Origin of the sequence: Bradyrhizobium arachidis (genome assembly GCF_015291705.1) — a bacterium.
Lineage (GTDB): Bacteria > Pseudomonadota > Alphaproteobacteria > Rhizobiales > Xanthobacteraceae > Bradyrhizobium > Bradyrhizobium arachidis.
The window spans coordinates 834,497-851,730 of record NZ_CP030050.1; the positions used below are offsets into that span (position 1 = coordinate 834,497).

The 17,234-nt window shown below is 65.9% G+C and carries 14 protein-coding genes; 10 read left to right on the forward strand and 4 right to left on the reverse strand.

What is annotated here, in order from left to right; all coding sequences use genetic code 11:
- Positions 1-101: 101 nt before the first annotated feature.
- Positions 102-2,123, reverse strand: a complete 2,022-nt coding sequence (locus WN72_RS03940; RefSeq protein WP_092219003.1) for a YgiQ family radical SAM protein — start codon at positions 2,121-2,123, stop codon at positions 102-104.
- 83 nt (positions 2,124-2,206) lie between these two features.
- The gene (locus tag WN72_RS03945) at positions 2,207-3,073 is read right to left on the reverse strand and encodes a beta-keto acid cleavage family enzyme (protein ID WP_092219063.1); all 867 of its coding nucleotides are present in this window, start codon (positions 3,071-3,073) and stop codon (positions 2,207-2,209) included.
- A 154-nt stretch (positions 3,074-3,227) separates the two neighbouring features.
- Between WN72_RS03945 and WN72_RS03950 the strand changes: the two genes are divergently transcribed.
- Complete coding sequence (locus tag WN72_RS03950) at positions 3,228-3,416, forward strand: hypothetical protein (protein ID WP_027561519.1); 189 nt, start codon at positions 3,228-3,230, stop codon at positions 3,414-3,416.
- Between the two features lie 174 nt (positions 3,417-3,590).
- Positions 3,591-3,755, forward strand: coding sequence for a hypothetical protein (locus WN72_RS03955; RefSeq protein ID WP_167336543.1), 165 nt, complete (start codon positions 3,591-3,593; stop codon positions 3,753-3,755).
- A gap of 6 nt (positions 3,756-3,761) precedes the next feature.
- Here WN72_RS03955 and WN72_RS03960 read toward each other — a convergent pair whose 3' ends face one another.
- On the reverse strand, positions 3,762-4,427 hold the full coding sequence (locus WN72_RS03960) for a GntR family transcriptional regulator (RefSeq protein WP_092219002.1): 666 nt from the start codon (positions 4,425-4,427) through the stop codon (positions 3,762-3,764).
- Positions 4,428-4,439: 12 nt separating this feature from the next.
- The gene (locus WN72_RS03965) at positions 4,440-5,852 is read right to left on the reverse strand and encodes an FAD-binding oxidoreductase (protein WP_092218999.1); all 1,413 of its coding nucleotides are present in this window, start codon (positions 5,850-5,852) and stop codon (positions 4,440-4,442) included.
- A 186-nt stretch (positions 5,853-6,038) separates the two neighbouring features.
- On the opposite strand from WN72_RS03965, the gene WN72_RS03970 reads away from it, so the two are divergent.
- From WN72_RS03970 to WN72_RS04005, 8 genes are all read left to right on the forward strand, one after another.
- A complete protein-coding gene (locus WN72_RS03970) occupies positions 6,039-6,923 on the forward strand; it encodes a dihydrodipicolinate synthase family protein (RefSeq protein ID WP_027561516.1) in 885 nt (294 codons plus the stop codon).
- 212 nt (positions 6,924-7,135) lie between these two features.
- Positions 7,136-9,457, forward strand: a complete 2,322-nt coding sequence (locus WN72_RS03975; protein WP_027561515.1) for a TonB-dependent siderophore receptor — start codon at positions 7,136-7,138, stop codon at positions 9,455-9,457.
- Between the two features lie 2 nt (positions 9,458-9,459).
- Entirely contained in the window at positions 9,460-10,488 is a 1,029-nt protein-coding gene (locus tag WN72_RS03980; protein WP_027561514.1) for an extracellular solute-binding protein, read from the forward strand.
- Positions 10,481-11,674 carry a PepSY-associated TM helix domain-containing protein gene (locus WN72_RS03985; RefSeq protein ID WP_092218997.1) on the forward strand — a complete coding sequence of 398 codons (1,194 nt, stop codon included), beginning with the start codon at positions 10,481-10,483 and terminating at the stop codon, positions 11,672-11,674. Before WN72_RS03980 ends, WN72_RS03985 begins: the two co-directional genes overlap by 8 nt.
- Before the next feature lie 74 nt (positions 11,675-11,748).
- Positions 11,749-12,981, forward strand: coding sequence for a rhodanese-like domain-containing protein (locus WN72_RS03990; RefSeq protein WP_092218994.1), 1,233 nt, complete (start codon positions 11,749-11,751; stop codon positions 12,979-12,981).
- A 319-nt stretch (positions 12,982-13,300) separates the two neighbouring features.
- A complete protein-coding gene (serA, locus tag WN72_RS03995; RefSeq protein ID WP_092218992.1) occupies positions 13,301-14,545 on the forward strand; it encodes a phosphoglycerate dehydrogenase in 1,245 nt (414 codons plus the stop codon).
- A 211-nt stretch (positions 14,546-14,756) separates the two neighbouring features.
- Positions 14,757-15,776, forward strand: coding sequence for a patatin-like phospholipase family protein (locus tag WN72_RS04000; protein WP_092218988.1), 1,020 nt, complete (start codon positions 14,757-14,759; stop codon positions 15,774-15,776).
- Positions 15,777-15,779: 3 nt separating this feature from the next.
- Positions 15,780-17,234 carry a GntP family permease gene (locus tag WN72_RS04005; RefSeq protein ID WP_092218984.1) on the forward strand — a complete coding sequence of 485 codons (1,455 nt, stop codon included), beginning with the start codon at positions 15,780-15,782 and terminating at the stop codon, positions 17,232-17,234.

Below are 17,234 nucleotides of genomic sequence, written 5' to 3' on the forward strand. Positions count from 1 at the left end.
CGCAGGACGTCTAAGCCATTGATCCCGCTAGGGCCGGCTACTGTGCATGGGGTTGTTTTCGATTTTTATTTTGGATCACCAAAGCAACGGGGTCCCGCCCGCTACTTCATCACCCGCAGGCCCTTGGTCGTGAAGCGCTGCGTCTTGCCACCCGGGCGAACGGGGCGCTTCGTACCGGCCGCCTTGCCGGTGCCGGGCGGCTGGTGCGCGGGCACGAGCTGGTCGGGACGGGAGCCGATCAGGTCGCGGCGGCCCATCTCGATCAAGGCCTCGCGCAGCACCGGCCAATTGTCAGGGTCGTGATAGCGCAGGAACGCCTTGTGCAGGCGGCGCTGGCGCAGGCCCTTGATCGCATCGACCTTGTCGCTGCCGCCGTGGCGCACGCCGCGCAGCGGGTTGACGCCGGTGTGGTACATCGCGGTGGCGGTCGCCATCGGCGAGGGCAGGAAGGTCTGCACCTGATCGGCGCGATAGCGGTTCTTCTTCAGCCACAGCGCGAGGTTCATCATGTCCTCGTCGGTCGTGCCCGGATGCGCCGCGATGAAATACGGGATCAGATAATATTTCTTGCCGGCCCGCTCCGCCGCTTCATCGAACATCCGCTTGAACTTGTTGTAGGCGCCGATGCCCGGCTTCATCATCTTGTCGAGCGGGCCGCGCTCGGTATGTTCAGGCGCGATCTTGAGGTAGCCGCCGACGTGATGGGTGACGAGCTCCTTGATGTATTCGGGGCTCTCGACCGCGAGGTCGTAGCGCACGCCGGAGGCGACCATCACCTTCTTGATGCCCTTGGTCTCGCGCACCTTGCGATAGAGCCGGATCAAATCGTCATGCGAGGTGTTGAGGTTCGGGCAGATCTCGGGGAAGACGCAGGACGGTCGCCGGCACGCGGCCTCGACCTTCGGGTCCTTGCACGCCATGCGGTACATGTTGGCGGTGGGGCCGCCGATATCGGAGATCACGCCGGTGAAGCCCGGTGTCTTGTCGCGAATGCGTTCGATCTCGCGCAGGATCGAGCCTTCCGAGCGGTTCTGGATGATGCGCCCCTCGTGCTCGGTGATCGAGCAGAAGGTGCAGCCGCCAAAGCAGCCGCGCATGATCGTCACCGAGAACTTGATCATGTCCCAGGCCGGAATCTTCGCATCGCCATAGGACGGATGCGGCGCGCGCGCGTAAGGCAGGTCGTAGACCGCGTCCATCTCATCGGAAGTCAGCGGGATCGGCGGCGGGTTGAGCCAGAGGTCGCGATCGCCATGACGCTGCACCAGCGGCCGCGCATTGCCGGGATTGCTCTCCCGGTGCAGCACGCGTGACGCGCGCGCATAAGCTTCCTTGTCCTGCTCGACCTGCTCCAGCGCCGGCAGCCGGATCACGGTGGCGCCCTTCTGGCGCGTTGCGCCCTCGTCGGCGGAATCGAGATCGTCGGCGTGCAGCTCGGCATAGTCTTCCGGCACACGGCGGAACAGCGCGACGCCCCTGATGTCGTCGAGCTCGCGCGGCGCTTCGCCGGCGGCGAGCCGCTGCGCCACCTCGACCACGGCGCGTTCGGCATTGCCGTAGAGCAGCAAGTCCGCCTTGGCATCGGCCAGCACCGAGCGGCGCACCTTGTCGGACCAGTAATCGTAATGCGCGATCCGGCGCAGCGAGGCCTCGATGCCGCCGAGCACGATCGGCACATCCTTGAATGCCTCGCGGCAGCGCTGGGCGTAGACGATGGTGCAGCGGTCCGGCCGCTTGCCGCCTTCACCGCCGGCCGTATAGGCATCATCGCTGCGGATGCGCCGGTCCGCGGTGTAGCGGTTCACCATGGAATCCATGTTGCCGCCGGTGACGCCGAAGAACACCTTTGGCTTGCCGAGCGCCTTAAAGGGCTCGGCCGAGTGCCAGTCCGGCTGCGCGATGATGCCGACCCGGAATCCCTGCGCCTCCAGCAGCCGCCCGATGATCGCCATGCCGAAGCTCGGATGGTCGACATAGGCATCCCCGGTCACCAGCACGATGTCGCATTCATCCCAGCCGAGCGCGTCCATCTCGGCGCGGCTCATCGGGAGGAACGGCGCCGGCTTGCGCGGGCGCGCCTGAGCCATCAGGGGCTTTTCGGCGGTGATGATCTGGGTGTCCATGGCGCTTACGCATAGGACTCCCGGCCCGCGAATACAACCGACGGACGCGTGAAAGATCGCGGTTCCCGGCTCGTTCGGGCGCGTTAACCGTTCGCGAGCCCCCGCCGGACCTCGGCTGTCGTGGCCGGCTCGCCGCCATGCTCGCGGACCATCCGCACGGCGTCCTCGACCAGGCGGAGATTGGTCACTGTGGAGCCCAGCAGCGCATCCTCGAGCCCGACGCGGACATGGCCGCCGCGCGCCACCGCTTCGCCGATCAGCGGCGTGATGTCGACGCCGAGACCGGAGACCATCCAGGGCGCGCCGCGCGCTTCTTCCTCCGTCAGCGTGACCAGCGCCGCCAGGCCATATGGCTTCGGCGGAAAGCAGAAGGCGAATTGCTGCGAGAACATGAAGCGGTAGACCGGCGTCTTCACGCCGTTTGCGCGCGCCAGCGCTGCGCCGGCGCGGATGAAGCCCGGCTCGTAGATGGCGAAGGCGGGGTGGATGTCGTGGCGTCTGGCGACGTCGAGCCCGTGGCGGATATGGGTCTCCGGATTGAGATAGGTCTCCGCCGGCTTCGCCTGCGCCTTGGTCGCGGTCAGCGTGAAATTGACGCTGCCGGGATCGACCACCGCGAATTCGAGCAGGCCGCGTTCGGCCAATGCCTCGATATGGGCGAAGCGCGCCTTGGGGTCGGCGACATTGCCGCGCGCATCGAGGCCGGGGATGGAGGGGTAGACAGGCACGTCGATCTTGGCGCGAATGCCCTCGATGATGCGGGCGTAGACCTGCCAGTCGAACGTCTGCGGTCCGCCGCCGTCATAGGCGTGAGTGTGAATGATCGCCGCGCCGGCTTCCGCACAGGCGATGCCCTCGGCGACGATCGCCTCGATCGTGTCGGGTATGCCGGGCTGAAGCGCGCGGCTCCACGGTCCATTCAACGCCGCCTCGATCCAGACCTTGTGCATGGCGCGCTTCCTCATTTGCCCGAATGACGGTGCTTGTTTTGCAGGACCGTATCACGCCCGCATTGCGCGGACAGCGCCCCCAAATGTGTGATGCCGTCCACATACCTGCCGCGCGGGCCCCAGCATCCTCCCATCAGTTTCATGGGAGAGAGTCATGTTCTTTCTGATCGATGCACTGCTGATCCCCGCGATGTTGTTTTTCCTGCTTCTGCCGATCACTGATCGAAGGACGGTGCGGATGAGGCTCTGCATGGTCTGCGCGCTGCTGGCGGTGTTCTCGGTCTCGGTCGCCCGCACCCATGTGGCTCCGGTGCAACTCGCGGGCATGGTCACGGCGCGGTGAGCGCTGAATTCGTCACATGTGTTCAGCATTGTGGTTCGCTCGCAGGAACCAACCGCCTCCGCGAACATTCTGACCTAGGCGCCCGCGCGAGCCGTGCTCGCGCGCGCCTCGACGATTCCGGCGCCTGTGACCGGACTTTTGCCCCGATGCTCGCTTCGGGGCGATGGGGGAGCTGTGAGTACGGTCATAGAGAACTTGCTGGCGCGAAAGCAGAAGCTGGTGGAATTGCTCGAAAAGGCGCAAGCCGTCGAGGATCGCGACAAGATTGAGCATCAGCTCGAGCAGATCAATACCGCGCTGGATTTTCTGGACAGGCCGGGATCGAGGGACGCGCGGTAGGCGCGCTCAATCCACCTTCAAGGCTTTGGCATAGATCACGCCCGAATTGGTGATGTGCGTCGTCATCAGCGCCTCGAACGCCGCGAGCTCGCCGCGTGCGAACAGATCGAGCAGCCTGCGATGCTCGTCGAAGGACGAGCGGGTGCGCACGTCGATCGGCGAGGTCAGATTGGTGCGCAGCGCGGCGACGCGCCCGGAGACGAGCTGGTAGGACTCGGCGAGGTAGCGGTTGCCGCAATGGGTGAACAGCGCCTCGTGGAAAGCGGCGTCCGCGCGGCCATAGGCGATGTTGTCTTTGGCCTCGACCGCGGGCTCCATCGCCGCGATCGCATCGCTCATTGACGCAATTGCACCATCGCGATCGTGGCGGAAGGCGAGCCCGGCGGCCTTGGGCTCGAGCGCCACGCGGAACGTGCAGAGCGCATCGATGTCCTCCGCGCTCGGCGTGAACACGAAGCTGCCGACCTGCGGGCGGATCACCACGAGACCCTGCGCCTGCAACTGGCCCATCGCCTCGCGCACCGGCGTGCGGCTGACGCCGAAGGAATTGGCGACCATCTCCTCGGAGATCGCCGCACCCAGCGCGAACTCGCCGTCGATGATGGCCTGCCGCAGCCGCTGCATCACCCGCTGCGACAGCGATTTCGGCGTATCGAGCTTGAGCGATCGCATGCGCGCTCCCGCTCAGATCACCTTGCCGGGATTGAGCAGATGATCGGGATCGAGCGCGGCCTTCAGGGTGCGCATCAGCGCGATCTCGGCCTCGCTCCTGGCATGACCCAGCCACTTCTTCTTCAGCGTGCCGATGCCGTGCTCGGCGGAGACGCTGCCACCGAGCTCGCGCACGAGACCATAGATGATCGCGTCCATCTCCTCCTTCGGCTGCTGCTCGACGGAGAGGCCCGTGACCCAGGAGACGAGATGCAGATTGCCGTCGCCGATATGGCCGTAATAGACGCTCTCGCAGCCCTTGATGCCGGAAGCGAGCGCCGCCTTGCAGCGCGTGGCGAACTCGTCCATGCGCGCCACCGCAAGGCCGATGTCGTAGGAGATGTGCGGCCCCAGCACCTGGCCGAACTCGGCGCAGATGTCGCGCACGCGCCAGAACGCCTGCGCCTGCGCCAGCGATTGCGCCACGGCCGCATCGGCCAGCAGGCCGCGCTCCATCAGCTCTTCGAGCCAGGCCTGAAAGCGCGGCGCGTCGATGCCCTCGTCGGTGCCTTGCGCTTCCACCAGCACGTAGAGGCCGTGGCCTGCCGCGACCGGCGGCTTCACGCCGGCGCGCGTTGTGATGACGTCCCAATAGTCCGGCCACATCACCTCGAACGCTGACAGCAGCGGGCCGAGTCCGCTGCGCGCGGCACCGAGCAGGTCGATCACCGCGGCATAGTCCTTCAGCGCGCAGAGCGCGGCCACGGTCGAACGCGGCTTCGGGAACAGTTTCAGCACCACGCGGGTGATGATGCCGAGCGTGCCCTCGGAGCCGATGAAGAGATGCTTCAGATCATAGCCGGCATTGTTCTTCATCAGCTTGTTGAGGCTGGTGATGATGGTGCCGTCGGGTAGAACGACTTCGAGACCGAGCACCAGCTCGCGCGTCATGCCGTAGCGGATCACGCGGTTGCCGCCGGCATTGGTCGAGAGATTGCCGCCGATGGCGCAGGAGCCGCGCGAACCGAGGTCGAGCGGGAAGAAGAAACCGGCCTCGTCAGCGGCCTTCTGGATCGTCTCCAGCGGTGTGCCTGCCTTCACCGTCATCGTCATCGAGGCAGGGTCGATCTCCTCGATCCCGGTCATGCGCTCCAGCGAGATTACGACCCAACCCGCTTCAGGCGATGCACCGCGGCATAGCCCGGTCAATCCGCCCTGCGGCACGAACGGCAGGCGCGCCTGCCGGCAGGTCAGGATCGCGTCCGCAACGCCCTGCGCGTCGAGCGGACGGATCACCGCCAGCGGCGTCTGCGGCAGGCTCGCGCTCCAGTCGTTGCAATTGCGCGCGGGCACGTCCGCGCCGGTCAGCACCGCCGCCGCGCCAAGTTTGTCGCGCAAGGCGCTGAGCAATCGGTCGGGATGCTCGATGGGGGTCACCATGTTCATGCGAGACCTCCTCTAAATTCAGCTGCGCCTCATGCGCGCCGTGAGGGTGGAAAGGGTTTGCGCCTGTCTTGTATGTAAGGTACAAGATGGAAAGTAAAGCAAAAACAAGGCTCGGGAAAGCCTCCTCGGATCGTTTGGAGATCAGGGGGCTCGGTCCGGGATCGAAGAATATGAAGGGGTTGTGAGATGGCAGAGGCAATTCGCGGGTTCTGGGTGGCATCGGCGACGCCGCTGGCGGCGGACGGCAGCGTGGACTGCGCCAAGCTCGCGGTCCATGCCAAGCAGCTCTTCAGCAAGGGCGTCGACGGCGTCGTGCTGTTCGGCACCACCGGCGAGGGCACCTCGTTCAACGTGACCGAGCGCGTCGCGACCATCGAGGCCATGCTCAAGGCCGGGGTTGCGGCGGAACGCATCGGCATCGGGGGCGGCTTTCCCGCCATCAGCGACAGCATCGCGCTGACGCGCGCCGTGCTCGGCCTCGGCCTGCGACACGTCCTGATGCTGCCGCCCTATTTCGATCGCAGCGTCACGCCCGAGGGTATCGAGGACGCGTTTGCCGCGATCATCGACGGTGTCGGCGACGATCGGCTGCGCGCCTATCTCTATCACATCCCGCAGGTCTCGGGCGTCGCGATCCCGACCAGCGTCGCCGCGAACCTGCGCAAGCGCTACGGCAAGGTGGTCGCGGGCCTGAAGGACTCCAGCGGCGACTTCAAGCAATTCCAGGCGTTCCGCGCTGCTGCTCCCGAGCTCGCCATCACTGTCGGCAATGAAGCCGACATCGCCCGCGCGATCGCCGCCGGCGGCGCCGGCACCATCTGCGGCATGGCCAATGTCGTGCCCGAGCTGGTCAAGGGCATGATCGACGGGCGGGATGTCGAGGCGCGCATGCAGGCCGCAATCGACGTCGTCGTGAAGACGCCGTCGTTCCTCCCGACGCTGAAGGCGATCCTGGCGGCGCAGACGGGTGACGCAGCCTGGCTGCGTGTGCGCCCGCCGCTTCGCGCGTTGTCCGACGGCACCGCATTCAAGCGGAAGCTCGACGAGCTGATCGCTCCTGCGATCGCGTGAGATCGCGCAATTTCGCGACATGCTGCCTGAAATTCTCGTGCAGCGTGTCGCGCCTGGTGCGACGGCAATTGGTGATTGCCGTAACGCCGCGATCTGCTCTTAGAATGATTCAACACTAGAGCGATTCAATCCCGCCTACGGTTCTCTTCACGTCCGGCGACTGTTAGACGCGCCAGCTTCAATGCTGTGTCTGACTTGGAAGTGAATCGAACGTGCGTGCTCATCTGGATGGCCGCGACAGCGGCCATCGAACCGGTGCCTGCAGGAGCCGTGCAGGTCTTCTCATTGGCGCAGCCGTGCTGCTCGCCGAATGCCCCTCCAACGCGAGCGCGCAGGCGCAATCGACACTTCCGCCGGTGACGGTGGATGCCCCGGTGCAGCGGCCGAAGCCGGCGCGTGCATCGAGCCAAGCTTCGCGGCGTGCGCAAGCCGTTGCGCGCCGTCAATCCGATCGCAATCCCGCACCTGCAGCGCCGACATTGTCGGAACGCGCGGCGTCTGAAGCGGCCGCACAACAGGCGGCCAAGCTCGGTTACCGCGCGATGCCGAGCTCAACCACGCTGCGCAGCGGCGCCTCGCCGCTCGATACCTCGCAGACCGTCAACGTCGTCCCCGCGCAGGTGCTGAAGGACCAGCTGCCGCGCAACATCGACGACGCGCTGGTCAATATTTCCGGTATCACCCAGACCAATACGCTCGCGGGGACCCAGGACGCCGTCATCCGCCGTGGCTTCGGCGACAATCGCGACGGTTCGATCATGCGCAACGGCATGCCGCTGGTGCAGGGCCGCAGCCTGAACGCTGCGGTCGACAGTGTCGAAGTGCTGAAAGGGCCGGCTTCGCTGCTCTACGGCATCATGGATCCCGGCGGCATCGTCAACACCATCAGCAAGCGGCCGGAGCTCTACCAGCACGGCTCGGTGACGCTGCTCGGCTCGACCTACGCCAACAACCGCAGCGGCGCCGATGGCACGCTCGACATCACCGGTCCGATCGGCGACGGCGGTCTTGCCTATCGCTTCATCGGCTACGGCGTCAGCGAGGATTATTGGCGCAATTTCGGCCGTCACCGGGAGATGCTGGTGAACCCGTCGTTGGCCTGGTACGGCGACACCACGACGGTTCAGCTCACCTACGAGCACCGCGAGTTCATCACTCCGTTCGATCGCGGGACGGCCTTCGTCAACGGCACGCCGCTGGCGATCCCCAAGGAGCGTCGGCTCGATGAGCCCTTCAACAATATGTGGGGCACCTCCGACCTGGTGCAGGCCTCGGTCGAGCAGAAGCTGGACGACAATTGGAAGGTCACGGCGGCCTACAGCTACAACACCGAAACCTTCAGCGCCAATCAGCTTCGTATCACCGGCGTCAATGCCAAGACCGGCGTCGAGACCCGCAGCAATGACGGCACGCAGAATTCGCTGAGCAATGCCAGCTACGGCACCTCCTACCTGCAGGGCGACGTCTGGGTGGGCGGCTTCCGCAACGAGATCCTGTTCGGGGGCGAGGCGCTCTATCGCACGATCGATCGCCACGATTTGATTCGCCAGGCGACGCCGAGCTTCAATTTCTACAATCCCGTCTACGGACTCGTCACACCAGGCACGACCGTTTCGGGGGTCGACAGCGAGCAGACCGACAAGCTCGGCACCCGCGGCTTCTTCGCCCAGGACACGTTCCACGTCACCAACTGGCTGTCCGTGGTCGGCGGCGTGCGCTGGATGGAATACGAGCAGCTCGCCGGAAAGGGCCGGCCGAACTTCATCACGAACACCAATCTGGCGGGTGACAAGGTGCTGCCGCTCGGCGGCGTCATCTTCAAGCTGAGCGATCAGCTCTCCTATTATGTGAGCTACACGCAGTCGCTGAAGCCGACTTCGACGATTGCGGCATTCACCACCGGCTTCGTCGTCGATTCCACCATCGCGCCTGAGGAGGGAACGCAGTGGGAGACCGGCCTGAAGTTCGACGTCAACAAGCGGCTGTCGGGCACCCTGGCGGTCTACGACATCGAGAAGAAGAACGTGCTGGTGCTGGACGATATCGGTAACGGCAAGTCGGCGGCGCGCGCGTCCGGTGCGGCGCGATCGCGTGGCGTCGAACTGGACGTCACCGGCAGGCTGACCGATGAATGGAGCATGATCGGCAGCTACGGCTATACCGATGCACGCTTGATCAACGATCCCGTCAACGGCAACGCAAAACTGCTGAATGCCGCGATGAACACGGCCTCGCTCTATCTCGTCTACGATTTCGGCGACAGATTGCCCGGCCGTCTGCGGCTTGGCGGCGGTGCGCATTATGTCGGCGACCGGCCCGGCGATTCCGCGAACACCTTCTTCATGCCGGCCTATACCGTCGCGGATGTCTTTGCGACCTATGACACCAAGGTCGACAATCTGCCGGTGACCTATCAGTTCAACGTCAAGAACCTGTTCGACAAGGTCTACTATACGTCCACCACCGGGAGTGCTCTGGCCGTCGCGATCGGCGATGCGCGGCGCTTCTCGCTGTCGGCCACGGTGAAGTTCTAGCGATGGCGGCGCGGCGCAACGCCTTCGCGGTCCGGGTCGCGCTGGCGGCTGCCTGCCTTGCCGGCACAACTGCGAGCCGCGCCGAAGACGTCACGCTATATTCGACTAGGGAGGCTGCCCTGGTCGAACCTGCGGCCGCTGCTTTCGCGGAAGCCAGCGGCATCAAGGTGAAGATCGTCTTCGTCGAGGACAGTCTCGTGAAGCGGCTCGGATCGGAAGGCGAGACGTCGCCGGCCGACGTGCTGCTGACGATCGGTCTGGACAAGACCACGCAACTTGCTGAACTCGGCTTGACCCAGCCCTTTGCATCCGGGCCTATCGCACACGCGGTGCCGGCGAATTTGCGCGACGGCACCGCGCAATGGTTCGCCCTGTCGATCCGGCCGCGCGTCGTTTTCGTGCGCAAGGACAGCACGCTTGCTTCGATCAATTATGAGGACCTCGCCGACCCCAGATGGCGCGGCAAGCTCTGCATGCGCACGCCGCTGCATCAGAACAATGTCGCACTGGTCGCGGCCTATCTCGTCCATCACGGTGAAGCGGCGACGGCGGCCTGGCTCACTGGCCTGAAAGCCAATCTCGCCCACAAGCCTGATGGCAAGGACAACGACGTGATCCGCGAGATTGCGCAAGGCACTTGCGAGATCGGCATCGGCAACACCGTGGCGCTGGCGCAATTGCGCGACGGACGCGAAGGCGCCGGCTGGCGTGCATGGGCAACGGAGGTCAAGGCTGTCCCGACGGCCTTCAGGGGCGGCGGTGCGCATGTGAACCTCACGGGCGCCGCCATTGCGAAACACGCGCCGCATCGGGAAGCTGCGCAAGAACTGCTCGAGTTCCTCGTCACGCCGGCAGCACAGAAAATCTTTGCCGCCGCTGAACTCGAATATCCCGTGCTTGCCGCAGCGGAGCGGACTCCGATCGTTACCGACATCGGTGCGTTCGCTGCCGATGCGTTGCCGATCGACCGGATCGCCGCCCAGCGGCAGGCCGCGATCGCCTTGATCAGGAAGGCCGGCTTCGATGAATAGGGTGGGGCATAGCATCAAGGCCGTCCTGGTCCAGGTCCATTCGATTGCGGGCCTCGTGCTCGCACTGCTACTTGCCCTGATCGCGCTGACCGGCGCGATCATGAGTTTCGAGGACGAGATCGTCGAGCATCTCAACGCCGGCCTCATGCATGTCGTGCCGCGCGAGAAGCCGGCGCTCACGCCAGACGAACTGGTCGCGCAGCTGAAGGCGGGGCAGGACGTCGGCCAGGTCTCGGCCGTCATGCTGTCGAGCGATCCGACTGCCGCGGTACGTGTCCGCTTCGCCCGCGACGAGCAGGGCACGCGGCCGACATCACTCTATGTCGATCCCTATGATGCGCGCGTGCTGGGCTCGCCGCGTGGCGAGGAGTTTTTCGTGACCGTCCGCAGGCTGCATCGCTGGCTGCTGATCCCCGGCGACGCCAAGGGGTGGGGCCGCCAGATCACCGGCATTGCCGCGCTCGGGCTCATCGTCATGCTGGTTTCGGGGCTGGTACTGCGCTGGCCGCGTCGCGCCACGAGCGTCAAGATGTGGCTGAAGCCGAACCTGGCGCTCAGCGGACGCGGCCTGCATCGATCGCTGCACGCCGTGATCGGCACCTGGGTGCTGCCGATTTATGTGGTGATGACGCTGACCGGCCTCTGGTACTCGTTCGACTGGTACAAGGATGGCGTCGCCTGGCTGCTGGCGCGCCCGGAGATCGCCGCTGCCAAGATGCAGCCAAAGATGTCTGCAAAGGCACCGCGCGACGCCGTTCGTCACGAACCGACAGCGGCGATCGGATTCGATCAGGCATGGACCACGCTCCGACGTGAGCAGGGCGACCGCTTCTCCAGGGCTCTACTGACGCTGCCCGGCGGCCCCGGGACGGTGATCCGGATCCGGTCGTGGCCGAAAGACTCGACGCTCGACACCACGCGCGACGAATTCCGCATCGATGCGATCACGGGGCAGGTGGTCTCCGCGGAGCGCTATGCCGACAAGACGTTCGGCGAGAAGATCATCGCCAACGTGCTCGACATCCATCGTGGCGCAGTCCTGGGCTGGCCCGGCAAGCTCGCCTTCATGATCGCCGCGGCCCTGATGCCGCTGTTCTCGGTGACAGGCGTTCTGCTTTATCTGTCGCGCCGCAAGCTGCGGCGCCCGGCGCAGCCGGCGCTCGGGCGGCTTGTTCCGGGCGAGTGAGTGGCCGCGAAGGCTAGCCAAGCGCGCAACAATCGTTCAAAAGCCCTTGGCTTGTCCTCGCCAAGGCCCACGCCATGAAACTCCCCACCGTCACCCCCGCCGACATCCGCCGCGCGCTGCTGCTGCGGGAGGAGATCGCGCTGCTCGATCTCCGCTACGAGGCGGGCTTCGCCACCGGCCATCCGCTGTTTGCTGCCAACATGGCCGCGGACCGGATCGAGATCGAAGCCGAGCTGCGGCTGCCGCGGAAGGACGTGGCGATCGTGCTTTATGACGACGGCGAGGGGCTGGTTGAGACCGGCGCCGAACGTTTTGCCGCGCTCGGCTACACCAATGTCAGCGCGCTCGAAGGCGGGCTGAAAGCCTGGCGCGGGGCGGGCTATCAAATGTTCGAGGACGTCAATTCCTATTCCAAGGCCTTTGGCGAGCTGGTCGAGGCGCGCCGCCACACGCCCTCATTCAGTGCTGACGAGGTGGCAAAGCTGATCGCCGACAAGGCCAACATCGCCATCCTCGACGTCCGGCGTTTCGACGAATACGCGACCATGAACATTCCGGGCTCGGTCAGCGTGCCCGGTGCGGAGCTGGTGCTGCGGGCAGGGCAGGCCGCGCCAGATCCCGACACCACCATCATCGTCAACTGCGCCGGCCGCACCCGCTCGATCATCGGCACGCAGTCGCTGATCAATGCCGGCGTGCCGAACAAGGTACGCGCGCTGCGCAACGGCACCATCGGCTGGACGCTGGCGCGGCATACGCTCAACCACGGCGCGGACCGGCGCGGTGCGATCGGACCGTTCGAAGGCGGCCCGGCCAATGCCCGCGATGTCGCCTATCGCGCCGGCGTCCGCCGCATCGGCGCGAGCGAGATGGCGGTGCTGCTCGCAGACCGTGATCGCACGCTCTATCGCTTCGACGTACGCGATGCCGAGGAATACGCGACCGGGCATCTCCCCGGCTTCCGCCATTATCCCGGCGGCCAGCTGGTCCAGGAGACCGACATGGCCGCGCCGGTGCGTGGCGCGCGCATTGTCCTGTCCGACGACAAAAGCGTGCGTGCCGACATGACGGCGTCATGGCTCGCGCAGATGGGCTGGGAGGTCTATGTGCTCGAAGGCGGCTATGACGGCGCCCTCGAGATCGGCCCGCCGCGCGTGCTGCCGAAGCCCGACCCGGCGCATCGCTACCGCCGCCCCTATGAAGGCACGGATGTCGCGGAGAAGGCGATGCAGGCCTATCTCGATTGGGAGTACGGCCTCGTCGAGCAGCTTCGGCTCGATGGCACGCACGGGTTTTATGTGATCTGACCGCTGACTGCGTTATCCGTCACCCCCGCGCAACGGCGAAGCCGTTGTCGCTGGAGGTGGCCGCCTCTTGGCGGCCCTCGAAGGGCGACGGCCCCGGCTGCATCGGGGCCGTACATCCTTCGAGGCTCCCGACGCGATGCCGGGCATCGCGCCGCTCGCACCTCAGGATGACGGGACGGCGTTGTGAGCGCGATGACGGGTCTGGTACACCAGCACTGCTACCTCGCTCCGCCATCTTCTCCCCGTATCCAAACCCTATTGTGCTGCGCCTCGTCCGCGGTCTAAGAGCTGCGGCAAAGCCGTCACCTATGGAGATTTCATGTCAGCCCCAGGCCAAAGCCCTGAGCGGAGCGCGAAGGCGCTGCTGCTCGAAGGCGTCAATGACAGCGCTGTCGACCTGTTCAAGAGCGCGGGCTTCACCAATGTCGAGCGGCTGACCAAGGCGCTGGACGGCGAGCACCTGCGCCAGGCGCTCAAGGGCGTGTCGCTGCTCGGCATCCGCTCGCGCACCCAGATCACCGATGAGGTGCTCGCGGCCACGGACGGCCTGCTCGCGGTCGGCTGCTTCAGCGTCGGCACCAACCAGGTCGATCTGCTGGCGGCGCGCAAGCGCGGTATTCCAGTGTTCAATGCGCCGTTCTCCAACACTCGCAGCGTCGCCGAGCTCGTGATCGGCGAGATCGTGATGCTGCTGCGGCGGATCTTCCCGCGCTCGGTCTCGGCGCATGACGGCGGCTGGGACAAGTCGGCGACCGGCAGCCGCGAGGTGCGCGGCCGCACGCTCGGGATCATCGGTTACGGCAATATCGGCTCGCAGCTCTCGACCCTGGCCGAGGCGATGGGCATGCGCGTGATCTATTTCGACCGCACCGACAAGCTCCGCCACGGCAACACCGAGCCGGTCGAGAAGCTGGAGGAGCTCTTGGCGCAGAGCGATGTCGTCAGCCTGCACGTGCCCGAGACGCCGGAGACGGCAGGCATGATCGGCGAGAACGAGCTGCGGGCGATGAAGCCGGGCTCGTTCCTGATCAACAACAGCCGCGGCACCGTGGTCGATCTCGACGCGCTCGCGCGCTCCTTGCGCGATGGCCATCTCGCCGGCGCCGCGATCGACGTGTTTCCGGTCGAGCCGTCGTCGAACGCCGACCGCTTCAAGAGCCCAGTGCAAGGCCTCGAGAACGTCATCCTCACCCCGCATATCGGCGGCTCGACCGAGGAGGCGCAGGAGCGCATCGGCGGGGAGGTCGCGCGCAAGCTGGTCGACTATTTCATCACGGGCTCGACCATGGGCGCGGTGAACTTCCCGGAAGTGCAATTGCACTTGCGTCCGTCCGGCGCGCGCTTCAGCCATGTCCATCGCAACGTGCCGGGCATGCTGCGGCGCCTGAACGAGGTGTTCCTCCAGCGCGACATCAACATCGCCGCGCAATATCTCGAGACCGCAGGCGACCTCGGCTATGTCGTGCTCGACGCCGACCTTGCGGGACAGGATTCCGGAACCCTGCTTCAGCAGATCCGCGGCCTCGAAGGCACGGTGGGCGCAAGGCTGGTGTTCGAGCACTAAAGCATGATCCGGAAAAGTGCGAAGCGGTTTTCCGGAAAGATCATGCGCAAACAACAACCTAAAGCGCGATGACGGTTCATCCAAATCTCATCGCGCTTTAGGCGGGCCTACGTTCCGGTTGCATTTCGCGGCCTCCGCTCCCTAAACTGTCGTCATCGTTGGCGCGGTATAATTCGCGTCGAATTTGAGCTTCAGTTGCGGCGGTGATGCGATGGAACGGGATCCCGTACTCGTCGACCTCGCACTTCAGGGCGGCGGCTCCCACGGCGCCTTCGCCTGGGGCGTGCTCGATCGCCTGCTGGAGGAGAGGTGGCTCAGCATTGCCGCGATCTCCGGAACGTCGGCAGGCGCGATGAATGCGGCGGTGCTGGCGGACGGCTGGACCGCCGGCGGCGCCGAGGGCGCGCGTGAGGCGCTCGAGCAATACTGGCGCCGGGTGTCGAGGGCCGCGGCCTTCAGCCCGCTGCAGCGTTCGCCGCTCGACCGGCTGATGGGCCGCTGGACGCTTGATACCTCGCCGTTCTACATCTTCACCGACCTGATGTCCCGGGTGCTCTCGCCCTACGACCTCAATCCGACCGGGTACAACCCGCTGCGCGCGGTGCTGGCCGAGAGCATCGATTTCGAGCGGCTGGCGCGCTCGCCGATCATGCTGTTCATCACGGCGACGCGGGTACGCACCGGGCGTGGACGCATCTTCCGCAATGCCGAGATCACGGCCGACGTCCTGCTCGCATCGGCCTGCCTGCCGACCATGTTCCGCGCCATCGAGATCGATGGCGAGCCCTATTGGGACGGCGGCTTCGCCGGCAATCCGACCATCACGCCCCTGGTGCGCGAAAGCGACGCGCACGACACCATCCTGGTCCAGATCAATCCGACCGAGCGGCCGGAGGAGCCGCGGACGGCTGCGGAGATCCTCAACCGCCTCAATGAAATCTCCTTCAATTCGCCGCTGATGAAAGAGCTGCGCATGATCGCGCTGCTGCGCCAGGCCGCCGATCCCGGCAGCGGCGAGGGCGCGCGCTGGGCCAAGATGCGGACGCACCGGATCAAGAGCGACATGCTGGCGAAGTTTGGCGCGTCGTCCAAGCTCAATGCGGAGTGGGAGTTCGTCTCGATGTTGCGCGCCGAGGGGCGTCTCGCCGCGGAGGCGTTTCTCGATGAGCATGGCGCGGATATCGGCCGGCAATCGACGGCCGATCTCGACGTGCTGCTGTCGGAGTGCTGAAGCATGGGTCTGCTCGGCCTCCTCGTCGGGCTCGGTCTGCTCGTGCTGTTTGCGTTTCGCGGCTGGAGTGTGCTCCTGCTCGCACCGTTCGCCGCGCTCGTTGCCGCACTGTTCGGGGGCGAGCCGCTGCTCGCGAACCTGACCCAGGTCTTCATGGTGAATGCCGGCGGCTTCCTGGCGCAGTTCTTCCCGATCTTCCTGCTCGGCGCCGTGTTCGGCAAGCTGATGGACGACAGCGGTGCGGTCACGTCGGTGGCCGGCTTCATGGCCGAGCGCCTCGGCGAGCGCCGCGTGATCCTCGCGGTCGTGCTGGCCGGCGCGGCCGTGACCTATGGCGGCGTCAGCCTGTTCGTTGCGTTCTTCGTGATCGTCCCGATGGCGCGTTCGCTGTTTCGCGCGGCCGCGATTCCGCGCCGCCTGATCCCGGCGGCCATCGTGCTGGGCACGTCCACTTTCACCATGTCGGCGCTGCCGGGCACGCCGTCGATCCAGAATGCGATTCCGATGCCGTTCTTCGGCACCACGCCGTTTGCCGCGCCGGGCCTCGGCATCATCGCGTCCCTCATCATGCTAGGTGCGGGATTGTGGTGGCTGCATCGCGCCGAGGCCGCGGCCAGGCGCGCCGGGGAGGGCTATGGCGATGACGTCGAGGATGCGGCCGAGCGCGCGGCTGCCGACGAGCTCGTGCGCGAGCGTGCGACGACGGCGCGCGAGTTCGATCCGGCGGAACTGAGGCGCGGGCAACGCAGCAGCGGCCCGTCACCGGTGGCGAGCGCGATCCTGCCGTTGGTCGTCGTCGTCGTAGTCAATCTCGTGATGTCGCTCGTCGTGCTGCCGCGGCTCGATGTCTCCTACCTCGCCGAGCAACGCTTTGGCGGGACGTCGCTCGCCGCGGTCGCGGGCGTATGGTCGGTCGCGGTCGCGCTGGCCGCGGCCATTGCCACGACGATCGCGCTGAACTGGGCGCGCCTACCGGCATTGCGGCAGACCATGGATGCCGGGGCGAATGCCTCGGTGCTGCCGGCATTCAGCGTCGCCAGCCTCGTTGGGTTCGGCGCGGTGGTCGCCGCGCTGCCGGCCTTCACTATTGTGCGCGACTGGGTGCTTGCGATCGAAGGTGGTCCGCTGGTCTCGCTTGCGGTCGCGACCAACATCCTTGCCGCACTGACCGGGTCGGCGTCAGGCGGCCTGACCATCGCCCTCGACGCGCTCGGCCCGACCTATGTCGAACTCGCCGCGCGCAGCGGTATCGACCTTGCGCTGATGCATCGTGTGGCCGTGATCGGCTCGGGGACCCTCGATATCCTGCCGCACAATGGTGCGGTGGTCAGCCTGCTCGCGATCTGCGGCCTGACGCATCGCGACAGCTATTTCGACATCGTGATGGTCGGCATCGTGACGTCGCTCGTGGCGCTGGTGGCCGTGATTGCACTCGGCAGCGCACTTGGATCGTTCTGA

Bases quoted from the DNA above. Each gene is read 5' to 3' on its own strand.
- WN72_RS04005 (WP_092218984.1), top strand. From the start codon at position 15,780: ATGGGTCTGCTCGGCCTCCTCGTCGGGCTCGGTCTGCTCGTGCTGTTT.
- WN72_RS03980 (WP_027561514.1), top strand. From the start codon at position 9,460: ATGGCGGCGCGGCGCAACGCCTTCGCGGTCCGGGTCGCGCTGGCGGCT.
- WN72_RS03960 (WP_092219002.1), bottom strand. From the start codon at position 4,427: ATGCGATCGCTCAAGCTCGATACGCCGAAATCGCTGTCGCAGCGGGTG.
- serA (WP_092218992.1), top strand. From the start codon at position 13,301: ATGTCAGCCCCAGGCCAAAGCCCTGAGCGGAGCGCGAAGGCGCTGCTG.
- WN72_RS03985 (WP_092218997.1), top strand. From the start codon at position 10,481: ATGAATAGGGTGGGGCATAGCATCAAGGCCGTCCTGGTCCAGGTCCAT.
- WN72_RS03965 (WP_092218999.1), bottom strand. From the start codon at position 5,852: ATGAACATGGTGACCCCCATCGAGCATCCCGACCGATTGCTCAGCGCC.
- WN72_RS03950 (WP_027561519.1), top strand. From the start codon at position 3,228: ATGTTCTTTCTGATCGATGCACTGCTGATCCCCGCGATGTTGTTTTTC.
- WN72_RS03970 (WP_027561516.1), top strand. From the start codon at position 6,039: ATGGCAGAGGCAATTCGCGGGTTCTGGGTGGCATCGGCGACGCCGCTG.
- WN72_RS04000 (WP_092218988.1), top strand. From the start codon at position 14,757: ATGGAACGGGATCCCGTACTCGTCGACCTCGCACTTCAGGGCGGCGGC.
- WN72_RS03990 (WP_092218994.1), top strand. From the start codon at position 11,749: ATGAAACTCCCCACCGTCACCCCCGCCGACATCCGCCGCGCGCTGCTG.
- WN72_RS03940 (WP_092219003.1), bottom strand. From the start codon at position 2,123: ATGGACACCCAGATCATCACCGCCGAAAAGCCCCTGATGGCTCAGGCG.
- WN72_RS03945 (WP_092219063.1), bottom strand. From the start codon at position 3,073: ATGCACAAGGTCTGGATCGAGGCGGCGTTGAATGGACCGTGGAGCCGC.